The organism is Pseudomonas cichorii, from assembly GCF_015471405.1.
Lineage (GTDB): Bacteria > Pseudomonadota > Gammaproteobacteria > Pseudomonadales > Pseudomonadaceae > Aquipseudomonas > Aquipseudomonas serbiensis.
Genome location: NZ_BLVZ01000001.1, coordinates 230,932 through 244,814 on the forward strand (window position 1 = coordinate 230,932; position 13,883 = coordinate 244,814).

Below are 13,883 nucleotides of genomic sequence, written 5' to 3' on the forward strand. Positions count from 1 at the left end.
CTTTGTGTCTTTTTTGCATTGATCTCGCTACTTGCCAGAATTTAAAAATTACAGCAGAAAACCGCCGCAACTCTTGCTTGTCGGCAGGTATTTTTGCGACTCAAAGGAGCCGTTCCATGTATTACCGTTCACGGTCACTGCTGGCTGCCGCTGTCGTGGCGGCAATGACACAAGTTCCCGCGCAAGCCGAAGAAGCGTCCCCGAGTGCGGACGAGGACACACGCCTTGGCGCCGTACTGGTGACCGGCACGCGAGGCAAGGCCCGTACTGTGCTGGATTCGCCCGTGCCGGTAGACGTATTGACCGCCGATGACCTCAAGTCCGCCGCAGCCGGTGGGGGCGAACTGGGGCAGGCGTTGCAGACGCTATTGCCGTCGTTCAGTTTTCCCCGCCAGTCCAACTCCGGCGGTGCCGACCATGTACGGGCCGCGCAACTGCGGGGCATGAGTCCCGATCAGGTGCTGGTTCTGGTCAACGGCAAGCGTCGGCATACCTCTGCGCTGGTCAACGACTCCTCGAAGATCGGTCGCGGCACCGCGCCGGTGGATTTCAACTCGATCCCCGTGAGTGCCATCAAGCGCATCGAAGTGCTGCGCGACGGGGCCGGTGCGCAATATGGTTCTGACGCCATTGCCGGGGTGATCAATATCATCCTCGACGATGCTCCCGAAGGCGGTGAAGTCTCGACCACTTATGGCGCTTTCCACACGCGCCAGGATGCCATCGGCAAGACCACGACCGATGGCCGCAACTCGCTGACGACGGCCAAGATCGGTGCCCGTCTGGGCGACGAGGGTGGTTTCATCCGTGGCGGCACCGAATACAAGGATCGCGACCCGACCAACCGCGCCGGATTCGACGGCTTCTCCGACACGCCGGGCCAGCGCAACTATGTAATGGGCGACGGCGTGGCACGGGACATCAATGCCTGGTTCAACAGCGAGCTGCCGCTGGGCAACGGCAAAGCCTATTCATTTGGTACTTACAACGAACGGCATACCACAGGTGCCGAGTTCTATCGCTATCCCGGCGATCAGCCGCAGTTTTATCCCAACGGCTATCTGCCGCAGTCACTGGGCGATAACAAGGACCTGTCGGCCACCGTAGGCTTCAAGGGCCTGATCGGCGAGCAATGGGATTTCGACAGCAGCCTTACCCATGGCCGCAACCATTTTGAATCGGCGACCCAGCGCACCCTCAACGTTGCCTTGGGGGCTGACTCGCCGACCCGTTTCGATACAGGAACCTACGAACTGCGCCAGACCACCGCCAACCTGGATTTCACCCGTGAACTGCGCCTTGCCGGCCGCCCGTTCGTGCTGGCGCTGGGCGGCGAATACCGCTACGAAAACTACCTGACCTACGCGGGCGACGAAGCTTCGTATTTCGGCACCGGAGCCGATGGTGCCAACGGCCTGCGCCCGAGCGAAGAAGTGGACCTGGACCGTAATGTCTTCGGCACCTACGCCGAATTGTCCGGCGACCTGACCGACCGGCTGTTTGTCGATGCGGCCACTCGCTGGGAGCGTTATGACGATGCGGGCAGCAAACTCACCGGCAAGTTGAGCGGGCGCTATCGCCTGACCGAGCAACTGGCCTTGCGCGGTGCCGTCTCGAACAACTTCCGGGCGCCGTCGCTGGCGCAGGTCGGCTTCCAGAACACCACCAGCAACTTCGGTACAGGCGGCACGCTGACCGATATCCGGGTGCTGTCGGTCAATGACCCGATTGCCCGCGCGCTGGGTGCCGAGGACCTGAAACCGGAAACCTCGAAGAACTTCAGCCTCGGCCTGACGGCGCAATTGAGTGAGCGTTTCGATGCGTCCTTCGATGTGTTCCGCATCGACGTCAAAGACCGCATTACCCTGTCCCAGCGCATCGGCAGCGACGCTCTGGAGCAGTACATCAACGATAACCTCGGCGTTGCCGGGGTCCATGATGTGAACTTCTTCACCAACGCCGCCGACACCCGCACCGATGGTGCCGAACTGGTCCTCAATTACCGCCAGCCATGGCTGGACGGGCAACTGGGCCTGACCACGGCTTACACCTGGAACCACACCAAAGTCACCAAGACCAAAGGCACGCCGTCACAGCTCAGCAATCTCGGGATTGGCAGCGATGCGCTGGTGGGCGTGGAAGAGCGCAACACCCTGACCGATGCTGCACCCAGAGACCGTTTTGTGCTTTCTGCCAACTGGGCCAGCCAGCACTGGGGCCTGCTTGGCCGCCTGACGCGCCAGGGCAAGACCACCCGTGTGTTCGATTTCGGGGATTCCCAGCCGGAACAGACCTATAACGCGGTCTGGCAACTGGATGCCGAGGTGCAGTACAAATTCACGCCCAGGTTCGATATTGCCCTGGGTGGCAACAACCTGACCGACAATTATCCGGAACGCTCCAACTCCGAGATCAACTACGGCGGCAACCTGCCGTATGACGTGCTGTCACCGATTGGTACCAATGGCGCGTATTACTATGCTCGGGTGACTTACGGATTCTGAGCCGCCCTACAGGGGTAATGCAAAAACTGGGGGCCAGTGTGAAAACCGTGGGAGGGGCCTTGGCCGCGACGGCCATATCAGAGTTGAGTGTATGAATGTCGTCGCGGCCAAGGCCTCTCCCACAAGTGATATGTACGTTGATACGAGGCGATCGCTTAAAAGGAAATTTCTGCCGGTTGCGACAGGCGCAACACCGAAAGGTCGCCTGTGATGCGCTTCCAGGCCAGGCGGATAGCCTCGATGTTTTCGCGGTTCTTCGCCGTATTTTCATGCAGGATCACGATTAACCTGGTGTTCAGCCGCTCTGGCTGCGTAGCCCCCTTGTCGCGCCACTGGCCATAGGCATCGAGGGCAGTGAAACCATCAGGGAAACGTGGCGTGACCTCCTTGTCGAGAAACTCCCGCCAGCGGGTCACATTGGCCTGATCCTTCTCGCTGTCCAGCAACCCCAACGAAAAATACAACTCCGTGCGCAGCCAGGTCGCTTGCGGTGGACGGCCACTGTCGCCCTGCAAGGTGGAAGTGCTCGGATTGGTCGTATGAACGGGAAGTGTGGGGGAGGCAGTGCAACCGACCAGCAACATCAACAGGCCAGGTAGTAACAAGCGTGGCAACATCAGGGATTCCTGTAGTGGCATCAATAAAGAGGCTCACTATAAGAAGCGGGGGTAATGGTTAGAAATAATAAAAAACCTGTTTCCTGAATCAAAAAGAATAAGCGAACCAGACTACCTCCCGATTACCAGCGCTGCGCCAGGGACACCGCAATACTTGAAAGGAGCGTAGTGTTTTTCTGCCACGGCAGCGGCGGCAACAAGGACCTATGGCGTAAGCAATGGCAAGTGCTGGTTCCATCTGGTGGCCTGGCACAGGCTCGGACATGGCGTCAGCGACAAACCAAGGCAACCCGAAGCCTGCGCCTGGAACGAACGGCACCTGCCTGACCCTCAGCGTACTGGAAAAACTTCAGCAGACCGGCACCTTTGCCGCACACCATCGCCGTTTCATGCGTTTCTGGAGTAGATATTGAGTAATTTATCTTTGTCGGTGGGTTCAAATTCATCAAGTTTTATGGCTGCAAGATCAGGAGAGAGGACTTTATTGGCCAATTGATACGCATTGTCGGCGCTTGCAATGGAGGTGAAACGGTAGAACGTGTAGTAAAAGTTATGCCAGCTGTAGCTCAGCGTTTCAGTTTCCAATGCCGCTACGTCGATACCTTCGTCAGCCCATTTGGTTATCACCTTAGCGTTATAAACCGTTTGCTTATAACCCTTTTCAGGCACGCCGACTATCAACTGTCCCTTATTGTTTTTCAGGATGGCGGCTGCCGGTACTTCTCCCTTGATCAGTATTTCACGGGTTCGAATAACATCCAGCATAGCCAACTGCCGCTCATCATCCAGAGTGGTGCTGCCTTTGGCCTTGGTATGTGCCTTGCCTGCGTCGATTACTTTAGGCAAGTCTACGATATCGCCCTGCCAGATTGCGAACGCACCTGCTGCGGCAGGCGAGTGAAGGTCGTAGATGTCTTTGGCAGGAACGAAGGCAAGATCAATGATGACGGAGCCGAAAACACTCCTGAACTCCTTTCCCTTCGTTGAAAATACCGATTTGTTGGTGGTGGTAGCAGAGATATATCGCTTGCGCCAGCCGCGTGTATGGCTGATCAGGGTTTTGAGTTCATTCTGTATTCCACGTTGACCCTGATAGTGTTTGTTTTCGTCGCTGGTGAAGTCTTGATTATGAACTGCCTTCATAACCTGCTTTGACTTATCAGCGCTCGACAGGTTCTCCGAGTCAGATTGGTTGATGCCTCTTACCAGGTAACGTCGGACAAAGAAGACTTTGCCGTTCTTCTCGAAACGCACATACTCTCTTGAACCCAGGTCCTGCCGACAATAGACAGCATTTTTGGCCTCTGCTGGCTGGTGCTCTAATTTTACGAATCCGTCGCTATCGATAAATATCGTACCCACTAATTCCTTATCGGTTGTCCAGGCCTTTTCACCTTTTAATTCAAGTACAATGTCATGAGTGTTATTTCCATTGACCGGCAGGCATTTGATATTTGCCTTGAGCCGGGACATGTCGTTACGAACACGTTCGTCTACTTCGCTCAAAGCAGTTGCCATGCATTGCTCCAGACGCTCTCTCAGTTGTTGCAGGCTATGCACACCGTTACTGACTCTGGATGAGTGATGCAGGAAAAAGGCTTGAAATAATTTGCTCCGATCAATACGTCCATTAGCGTTCAGTGTACGTAAACGTTCAATTTCCTGATGCAAGGTTTGTTCGTACTGTCTCGCGTTTGTTTTCTTGTCCTCGCTCAGGCTATTCAGTGTAACGCTCACTCCTGCCCTGAGAAAACTAAAAAGGGAGCCGGTCGACGAGGGGAGATACATGTTTTTAGAAATCAGATATTGAAACTTTATCGGCATGCCTTACTTCTCCACTAGTTTTCCGATACTGTGCATCGTCTTTCCTGAGACCAGCGCCATACAATAACTACTCTGTTCATCCCAAGCCAGATTTCCAACAAAGAACTATCCCCTCAACCCCCTTCATGCTGCCTGCGATAAGCCCCCGGCTGCACGCCAATCGCCTTATTGAACGCTCGGGTAAACGCCGCAGTCGATTGATACCCCACCGCAGTCGCCACTTGCTCAACCGTCTTGTTCGCCTTGAGGAACTGACAAGCGTGGCGCATGCGCAGGGCGAGGAGTACCTGGCCCGGTGACTGGCCGGCCAGTTCGTTGAAGCGTTTGAAAAAGGCCGAGCGTGAGAGGCCGGTGCAGGCGGCCATGCTTTCCAGGCCCCAGGGTTGTTCCGGGTGTTCGATCATTTTTGCCAGCAGGCCCGCAAACGCCGGGTTTCTGGCCAAGGCAACCATGCCGCCCAGTGCCGGGTTGTCGGCAACGTGCTGGCGCAGTACGTACAGAAACAGCAGGTGGCTGAGGCGTTCGAGAATTGACGAGGAGGGTGCCGGTAGTCGCTGGCATTCCTGCAGGATCAACTGGAACAGGCTGCGAGCGGCATCGGATGAAGGTTCGTCGGCGCGGAGTATCAGCCAGTCGGGCAGGGCTTCGATCAGCAGTGACGACAGGCCCGATTGAAAGTGGAAAAAACCACAGACCAGCCCTACGCCATCGGTTGCAGTGCTGTTCAGTGCCTGCATCTCGATGCGCGGCTGGCTGCGGGCATCTTCAGGCTGTGCTTCGTTCGACAGCCGATAATCCAGGTCGCGCAGCAGAAATACCGCATCGCCGGTATCGAGCCGTTTCGGCTGTTCATGCCCTTCGATATGCAGCCAGCAATTGCCCTGAACCACCAGATGGAAACTGGTCCGTGCCATGCCATGGGTGCTGGCATGCCAGCCGCCGCAGTAGCGGCCCACGTGGAACAGGCTGGCATCCAGTTCCAGGCTTTCTAATAACCAATCGATAACAGGACTTGATGAAATCATCTAAGGGAAACACTCAGGAGCAAGTAATTGCGACTTTAGAATATGGATCGGAATTCTTATAACCAACAGACTTGGACCCATCTTGTATCGAGGAGTCCACTCCATGTCTCGTGTCACTGTTCACTCCGTGCAAAGCGCTCCCGAAGCGGCCAGGCCTTTTCTGGAAAAAGCCCAGGCGACCTCCGGGTACATTCCCAATCTGCTGGGGGTGCTGGCCAATGCACCTGCGGCGCTGGAAACCTACCTCACCGTTTCGGGGCTCAACGCCAAGGCTGAGCTAAGTCTGGCCGAAAGGGAAGTCGTACAACTGATTGCCGCCACTACCCATGAATGCAGTTTCTGTGTGGCAGGTCATACCGCGGTGGCCCTCAACAAGGCTAAATTGCCGAAGGAAGTCGTCGATGCCCTGCGTGAGCGCGGCGAGTTGCCTGAGGAAAAGCTCGAAATACTGGCTGACTTTACCCGCGCTGTTATCGCGACTCGCGGTAATGTCAGCGACAGCACTTACGAAGCGTTCCTGGCCGCCGGTTACAGTCAGGGCCACGCGCTGGAAGTGATTCTGGGCGTCAGCCTGGCGACCTTGTGCAACTTTGCCAATGTCTTTGCCAGAACACCGCTCAACCCTGAACTGGCCCAGTACCAGTGGCAAGGTCCTGAACATTAATACGTGGCACGGGAGAAACATCATGCTCGACTCCGAATCAGGCCGATGGCTGGACACACATGCCAATGCGCTTGACCTTGGCAGCCTGGACCCGGAACAGGTGCTGGCGCAATTGGTGGCCGGAGATGTGCTGGGTGTTGGGATTGATGCGGCTCAAGGCGGCAGAGGAGGTGACCTGAGCGATGCCGTTGAAGCCGTTGCAGAAGTCGCCGGTCACTCATTGGCCGCCGCATTTGTGCTCTGGGGCCAGCGGGCTTTTATCGAGTATCTGCTGCACAGTCCCAATGCGGGATTGCGTCAGCGTCTGTTGCCGGATTTGCTCAGTGGTGGTCTGGCGGGCGCTACTGGTCTTTCCAATGCCATGAAGTTTCTGTCGGGCATCGAGACGCTGCAGGTCAGTGCTCGTGAACAGGACGGCAACTGGCAGTTGAACGGCCGCCTGCACTGGGTCACCAACCTGCGCAAAAGCGGGTTTGTGGTGGCCGCAGCCATTGAGCATGAGCAGGGTGGCAAGCCCTTTATTCTGGCGATTCCGCAATCTGTCAGCGGTTTGCACCGCACGGACGATCTGCAATTGATGGGGCTGCAATCGACCAACACAGCGGCCCTGGATTTCAAGGATGTCCAGTTGAGCAACGACTGGCTGCTGCATGAAGATGCGCGGCAATTTCTGCCAGCGGTGCGGCCGGCGTTTCTGGGTTTGCAATGCGGGATGTCGATTGGTCTGGCCCGACGGGCCTTCAAGGAAGTCGACAGTCATCTGCAAGGCTCGCGTTCTGTGCTGCGTGGCGAGCTGGACGAATACCGTCTCCAGCTGGAAAGCGCCGTGAATGACCTCAAGCGTGGTTTGCTCGATGGACGCTTTCTGACTCAACCCGCCGCGCTGTTTCGCTTGCGCATTGCCTTGGCCGAGTCTGCTGCCAATGCGGTGCAACTGGAGCTTCAGGCCAGTGGCGGCAAAGCTTTCCTTTGTGAATACGGCAGCGCTTTTGCGCGGCGTTGGCGTGAGTCGGCCTTTTTGCCGATTGTCACGCCCAGCCTGGTGCAGTTGCGGGCCGAGCTGCGCCGGCAGGCCGAGGAAAACGCCGCATGAGTCGACTTCTGTTGCAGGCATCGGCCATCGTTCTGGGCTACGAGCGGGACAATGGCTGGCAAAACGTGCTTGAGAACTTCGATCTGCAACTGGCCAAGGGCGAGATCGTTTCCATTCTTGGTCCGAGCGGGGTCGGCAAGTCGAGCCTGTTGCGTGTGCTGGCCGGTTTGCAGGCACCTCGCGAAGGCACGGTGAGCCTGCTTGGCGAGCCGTTGCAAGGTCCTCATCCGCGAGTGGCAGTGGCTTTCCAGGACCCGAGCCTGTTGCCGTGGCTGACTCTGGAAAAGAACGTCGCCTTCGGCCTGGACTTTGCGCGTCAGCCGCAACTGACAGACAGCGAGCGTCAGGGGCGCATCGATCAGGCTATTGGTGAAGTCGGCCTGGAGCATGCTCGCAGTTATTACCCGGCGCAGCTTTCCGGTGGCATGGCGCAACGTACTGCACTGGCGCGCTGCCTGGCACGTCAGCCGCAAGTGTTGCTGCTGGACGAGCCCTTCGGTGCGCTGGATGAAGTCACCCGTACCGACATGCAACAACTGTTGCTCAAGGTCATCGCCCGGCATGGCACCGCGGCGTTGCTGATTACCCATGACATAGATGAAGCGCTGCTGCTTTCCGACCGAATCCTGCTACTGGGCAACACCCCGGCGCGGGTTCTCGGCGAGTGGCGCATCGAACTGCCTCAGCCTCGTGCCGAGCTGGTGGATGAACTGGGCGCTCTGCGTATCGATATTCTCAAAACCCTTCGGCGGGCGAGCCGCAATCAGCAACGTAACCCTCAATCGCTGGATTTGCCGGAGAATGGCCATGTGCCTGGACGATTTCACTCACACACGTCGTGACTTTCTGAAACTCAGCGCCATGCTGACTGCAGCCGGTGCCTTGCCGTTGCTCAACAGCCTGGAGGCGAGGGCGGCTGCCGAGCCGGATGCGCCCGTTCGCATCGGTTACTTGCCGATTACCGACGCCACGCCGTTGCTGGTGGCTCACAACAATGGCCTGTTCGAGGCCCAGGGCATCAAGGCCGAACGTCCCGTGCTGCTGCGCAGTTGGGCGCAGGTGATCGAGGCCTTCATTTCCGGTCAGGTCAACGTCATTCACCTGTTATCGCCAATGACCGTCTGGGCACGTTATGGCAGCAAGGTCCCGGCCAAGGTGGTTGCCTGGAACCATGTGGGTGGCTCAGGCCTGACCGTTGCGCCGCAGATCAACGAGGTCCGGCAACTGGGCGGGCAGACGGTGGCCATTCCGTTCTGGTACTCGGTGCATAACGTGGTGTTGCAGAGCCTGCTGCGTGACAACGGTCTGGTGCCGGTGAGCAAGGCGGCCACTGCCACGCTGGCTGCCAACGAAGTGAACCTGATCGTGCTGCCACCTTCCGATATGCCGCCAGCCCTGGCGAGCAAGCGATTGCCGGATACATCGTCGCCGAGCCGTTCAATGCCCTTGCCGAAGACCTCAAGGTCGGGCGCATCCAGCGCTTTACCAGCGATCTTTGGCGCAATCACGCCTGCTGCGTGGTGTTCATGCACGAGCATGATCTGAACAACCGGCCCGAGTGGTCGCAGAAAGTGGTCAACGCCATCGTTCAGGCCCAGGCCTGGACCCGGGATAACCGTGCCGAAGCGGCCAAGCTGCTTTCCAAGGACGGCACCAACCGCTACACGCCCCATGCGCAATCGGTACTGGACCGGGTGCTTGCGCCACAGGCCAGCGAGCGACAGGGTTATCTGGCCAGCGGTGCCATCCAGCATACGCAGTGGGACGAACATCGCATCGACTTCCAGCCTTATCCGTTCCCTAGCTATACGGAAGAACTGGTGCGTCGTCTCAAGGACACTTTGATCGAGGGCGACAAGGGTTTTCTCGCCAATCTCGATCCAAAGTTTGCGGCGCGGGACCTGGTGGACGACCGCTTTGTACGCAACAGCATCGAGGCCAGTGGCGGCCTGAAAACCTTCGGGCTGGCGAATAACTTCGAGCGTACCGAGGAGTTCGGCTTTTGAGCGAGGTGAAACGTTCAACCACCGGGCATGCGCTTTTAGGCCTGTCCGGTCTGTTATGCCTGCTTGCACTCTGGTGGCTGGGCATCAGCGTCTTTGGTGAAGCAGGCGGGCTGTCAGAGCGCTTTTCGCCGGAGTCGACCTTTGCCAGCCTGTGGGAATTGCTCGGTCGGGCTGAGCTGTACGAACACATAGGGGTGAGCCTCAAGCGGATTTTCGTCGGGCTGTTGCTGGCGCTGCTGATTGGTGTCCCGCTGGGCTTGCTGATCGGCGGCTCCCGGACGTTGGAGGCAGCAACCAATCCGGCGTTCCAGTTACTGCGCATGATTTCGCCGCTTTCGTGGATGCCAGTGGTGGTGATGCTGATGGGCGTTGGCGACCAGCCGATCTACTTCCTGCTGACCTTTGCCGCCGTCTGGCCGATCCTGCTCAATACCGTGGCAGGCGTACGACAGCTTGATCCACGCTGGCTGCAACTGAGCCGAAGCCTGAGCGCCACGCGATGGGAAACCCTGCGCAGGATCATCATTCCGGGCATCCTCGGTCACGTGCTGACCGGCACCCGATTGTCCATCGGCATCCTGTGGATCGTGCTGGTGCCTTGCGAAATGCTCGGTGTCAGTGCCGGGTTGGGCTACTTCATCCTCGATACCCGTGATCGACTGGCGTACTCGGAGTTGATGGCCATGGTGCTGTTGATCGGTGTGCTGGGGTTCATGCTGGATGCGGCGGCGAGGGGGCTGCATCGGCGGTGGGCGCATTGACCAAGGAATGATGTGTTTTATGCAAAAAAGAAATTAAAACCTGATTATTAATTCTTTTGAGCGAGCTTCCTTAGTTGACATGATCTGCAAGCCCACACGGGTCAATGCCATCGTCAACAGGATCACCCTCAATGAAGTCTCCAGGTTTCTACGCGCACGTCCTTGCCGCTGCGCTGCTATCGATTGTTTCCTTTGCCCAGGCTGCCGAGTCAGGTTCTACCTGGAAGCAGATTCACGATTCAGGCGAGCTGCGCATTGGCGTTGCTCAGGGCGAGCCTTGGTTTTTCAAGGACCCGACTACCGAACAATGGAATGGCATCGGTTACAACGTGGGTAAGGAAATCGCCAAGGATCTGGGCGTGAAGCTGGTGACTGTGGAAACCACCTGGGGCAATTCCGTTGCAGCGCTTCAGGCCGGGCAGATCGACCTGATGCTGGTACTGGACCCGACTGAAGAACGTCGCAAGGCTGTGGACTTTCCCGAGCAGCCGTTCTTCTGGTACGCGCAGGGTGTGCTGCTGCGCGATGGTCTGACGGCCACCACCTGGGAAGATCTGGACCGTGACGATGTGCGTATCGGCGTGACTCAGGGCAGTAGCCCGGACCTGATTCTCAGCAAGAAATTCAAGAAAGCCCATCTGGAGCGCTACACCAATATGGATGAAGGTGTCGCGGCGTTCTATGCGGGGCGTGTCGATGGTCTTTCGTATTTCCACCCGGCGCTGGCGCTGCAACAGGCGAAGGTGCGCAAGGGCACCTTGATTCTGCCAACGCCTATCGTGTCGGTAAGCACCAGTGGTGCGGTGCGCTACGAGGATGACAAGACCTTCCGCGATTTCGTCGGCAAGGAATTCGCCAGGCTGTACGAAAGCGGCGCGACCCAGAAATACTACGAGGACGCCCTGCGCTTGCGCGGCGTTGACCCAAGCAAGGTGCCACCGGTGGTCAAGGAGCACTGGGTCGGCAATTGAGCCTATAAAATTAATGCCAGTCAGTTAACACAATCAGTGGGAGAGGCCTTGGCCGCGACAGCCTGGTTTCAGGCGCTGAAAATGTGTTGCCTGTCAGCAGGTCGTCGCGGCCAAGGCCCCTCCCACAATTGATATGTATGCCTTAACTGATCGCCACCAAGTCTATAAAAGGCCTTGCAGCAAAGCTCCCACATCCTCGCAGTTCTCAAGCGCCAATAGCCCGGCCAGGACAGATTCCACTGTCTCGGCGGGGCTGCTCAGTGCAGCGTACTGGCGAAACTTGCTCAGCACTTGAGTTGTACCGAGTGGGCGCTGTCGACAGCCTAGCGGGTAATCCAGCCGGTTTCCGATCCTCGTCTGTTGGCCAAGATGCACGTGTACCTGGCCAGCAGGACGACGTGTCTCGCTCATCAGTTTGTCCAGCACAGGGTCCACTTCGGCAACCACTCGATCCGCGAGGCTTTGCACGTGCGGGTCATTGCGCGTCGCGTGGGTATGCCAGTCATATCTGGCAATACCCAGCGCCAGACAGGCCAGGGTATGGGGCAGGCTGAACTGGCTATCGACTTCGGTTGCCGGTCGCTTGTCCATGAAATCACGCGCCTGAGTCGTGCCGGTAAGCACATGTATCCGGGTGATGGCTGACGCCTCGAAAGGTTGCGTCTGCTGCAAGTGCTCGAAGGACTCCAGCGCCGTATGTATCCAGCGACAGGCCGGGTAGTGCTTGAGGCTGGCATTGGCAGCAAGCCAGTCACTGCCCAGTTCTGTTGTCAGTAATCGAGCATCAAAGCGGTCCGAGCCGAGCATGCGCCACAGCCCCTGATCACCATCAAGCACGGCTTTGGCTCCCACCCAATCCTGCTGATGCAGGCGCACGGCTCGCACACCCGCTTCTGCGGCCGGCGCGGTGAAATCCTTGAAGGACACCAGCGGGCGGCTATCCCAGTTGTACTTGCGCAGGCTTGGCAGCGGCGTCAGGGTTCCCGCCAGCCCCATGGCATTTTCCAGCCCGGCAGCGTCAAGCTGTATCAGCTTGCCGTAGGCCACCGCAGCGCCCAGCGCCTGATGCTGGCAGACGCCGTATACCTGGCGAAAACGCTCGATCCCCGGCTGCTGGGCGACGATTACCCGCGCGTTGATTTCATAGGCAGCAATCAATGCTTCCAGCAGTTCACGACCCGACACCTTGCGCTGCCAGATGCCGCTTAGCACTGCTGCCACGAGACTGGCACCCGGATGCCCCATGCCGCGGCCATCGATTTCCAGGCCGTCGTCATGGTCCAGTGCATTGATTGCCATGCCGTTATAGAGCGCCGCACCCACGGGGGCCAGACGTAACGAGCTGCCCAGCAGCGCGCAGGGACCGGGCGCATATTCTTCGGCGCAGTGTTTCTCGAAGGCTTTCGCCAGTTCGCTGCGGGTCGAGGCCAGGCCGCACGCCAGCGCGTCGATCAAATGCAGCTTGATCTGCTCGCGCAAGGCGTCGGGAACGTTGTCCAGTTTCAGGTCGAAAGCGAACTGCGCAAGGGTGCGAGTCATCGATACGTCAGCCATGAAAATCTCGGCGCACAAAACAGCGAAGGCTACCGGTTAAAGGTCTTTGTGGCAGAAGCACCTCAAGATCAAAAAGGCATAAGCAAAGAGATAACGGTTACTTTTGGTCAGGGTTATCCGCCGCTTATCATGCGCGGCCTCTCATCCATGGGAGCGCTGCGATTCAGATCTGAAGGGGCATCCCCAGGAGAGGAACACCGGTGTACACCTGGAATTTTTCGGCGATATGGCCATACACCGGCTTGCTCGTCGACGGGCTGCTTGGCACCTTGCATATCGCCCTGGTATCGCTGTTCTTTGGTGTCCTTGCAGGCGCGTTCATGGCCGTGCTGCGCATGTCGTCCAGCCGGTTACTGCGCTACCCGGCGATGGCCTTTATCGGTTTCTATCGCAATACACCTGCGATCGTGCATTTCTTCTGGTTCTTCTATGCCTTGCCGGTGCTGGCGCCGGTCAGCCTGTCGCCGTTCATGGCTGCGGTTCTGGCACTGTCGATTCAATCCAGTGCGTTCTACGCCGAAGTGCTGCGCGGCGGCATTGCGTCCATGGAGCGCGGGCAGTGGGAAGGTGCCAGGGCACTGGGCATGACTCAGGCCCGCATTCTGCGTCGCATCATTCTTCCCCAGGCCTTGCGGCGCATGCTCGCGCCGTTTCTGGAGCGCAGCTTCGAGCTGGTCAAGACCACCGCGCTGGCGTCTTCGCTGGCCTATGCCGAGCTGCTGTACCAGGCCATGCAGATCAATACTCAAACCTTTCGACCTCTGGAGGTCTACAGCGTGATCGCCGTGATGTATTTCAGCGTGCTGTTTGTCGCCAGTCTGGCCAGCCAGCGTCTTGAGCGTCACTTGGCCAGGAGCGCCTGAA

Annotated in this window: 11 protein-coding genes and 1 pseudogene; 8 read left to right on the forward strand and 4 right to left on the reverse strand. The window is 58.1% G+C overall.

From position 1 onward, the window contains the following. Positions 1 to 116: 116 nt before the first annotated feature. Complete coding sequence (locus JL015_RS00885; RefSeq protein ID WP_201017036.1) at positions 117 to 2,504, forward strand: TonB-dependent receptor plug domain-containing protein; 2,388 nt, start codon at positions 117 to 119, stop codon at positions 2,502 to 2,504. 155 nt (positions 2,505 to 2,659) lie between these two features. Here the strand turns inward: JL015_RS00885 and JL015_RS00890 are convergent, their stop codons facing one another. From JL015_RS00890 to JL015_RS00900, 3 genes are all read right to left on the reverse strand, one after another. Beyond that, positions 2,660 to 3,121, reverse strand: a complete 462-nt coding sequence (locus JL015_RS00890; RefSeq protein WP_201017037.1) for a DUF3574 domain-containing protein — start codon at positions 3,119 to 3,121, stop codon at positions 2,660 to 2,662. A 387-nt stretch (positions 3,122 to 3,508) separates the two neighbouring features. Beyond that, entirely contained in the window at positions 3,509 to 4,945 is a 1,437-nt protein-coding gene (locus JL015_RS00895) for a hypothetical protein (RefSeq protein WP_201017038.1), read from the reverse strand. A gap of 113 nt (positions 4,946 to 5,058) precedes the next feature. Beyond that, positions 5,059 to 5,970, reverse strand: a complete 912-nt coding sequence (locus tag JL015_RS00900) for an AraC family transcriptional regulator (protein WP_201017039.1) — start codon at positions 5,968 to 5,970, stop codon at positions 5,059 to 5,061. Between the two features lie 103 nt (positions 5,971 to 6,073). Between JL015_RS00900 and JL015_RS00905 the strand changes: the two genes are divergently transcribed. From JL015_RS00905 to JL015_RS00930, 6 genes and pseudogenes are all read left to right on the forward strand, one after another. Next, entirely contained in the window at positions 6,074 to 6,634 is a 561-nt protein-coding gene (locus JL015_RS00905) for a carboxymuconolactone decarboxylase family protein (protein ID WP_201017040.1), read from the forward strand. Positions 6,635 to 6,656: 22 nt separating this feature from the next. After that, positions 6,657 to 7,727 carry an acyl-CoA dehydrogenase family protein gene (locus JL015_RS00910; RefSeq protein WP_201017041.1) on the forward strand — a complete coding sequence of 357 codons (1,071 nt, stop codon included), beginning with the start codon at positions 6,657 to 6,659 and terminating at the stop codon, positions 7,725 to 7,727. Next, on the forward strand, positions 7,724 to 8,569 hold the full coding sequence (locus tag JL015_RS00915) for an ABC transporter ATP-binding protein (protein WP_201017042.1): 846 nt from the start codon (positions 7,724 to 7,726) through the stop codon (positions 8,567 to 8,569). The genes JL015_RS00910 and JL015_RS00915 overlap by 4 nt, the downstream gene beginning before the upstream one ends. Then, positions 8,535 to 9,733 (forward strand): annotated as a pseudogene (locus JL015_RS00920) (ABC transporter substrate-binding protein). The gene JL015_RS00915 and the pseudogene JL015_RS00920 overlap by 35 nt, the downstream one beginning before the upstream one ends. Positions 9,734 to 9,738: 5 nt before the next feature. Further along, positions 9,739 to 10,494 carry an ABC transporter permease gene (locus tag JL015_RS00925; RefSeq protein WP_201017206.1) on the forward strand — a complete coding sequence of 252 codons (756 nt, stop codon included), beginning with the start codon at positions 9,739 to 9,741 and terminating at the stop codon, positions 10,492 to 10,494. A 131-nt stretch (positions 10,495 to 10,625) separates the two neighbouring features. Further along, complete coding sequence (locus JL015_RS00930) at positions 10,626 to 11,465, forward strand: transporter substrate-binding domain-containing protein (RefSeq protein WP_201017043.1); 840 nt, start codon at positions 10,626 to 10,628, stop codon at positions 11,463 to 11,465. A 162-nt stretch (positions 11,466 to 11,627) separates the two neighbouring features. Here the strand turns inward: JL015_RS00930 and JL015_RS00935 are convergent, their stop codons facing one another. Beyond that, positions 11,628 to 13,019, reverse strand: a complete 1,392-nt coding sequence (locus JL015_RS00935) for an MmgE/PrpD family protein (protein WP_201017044.1) — start codon at positions 13,017 to 13,019, stop codon at positions 11,628 to 11,630. A 200-nt stretch (positions 13,020 to 13,219) separates the two neighbouring features. On the opposite strand from JL015_RS00935, the gene JL015_RS00940 reads away from it, so the two are divergent. Next, positions 13,220 to 13,882 (forward strand): amino acid ABC transporter permease, encoded by a 663-nt coding sequence (locus JL015_RS00940; protein ID WP_201017045.1) that lies wholly within the window; start codon positions 13,220 to 13,222, stop codon positions 13,880 to 13,882. Position 13,883 lies beyond the last annotated feature (1 nt).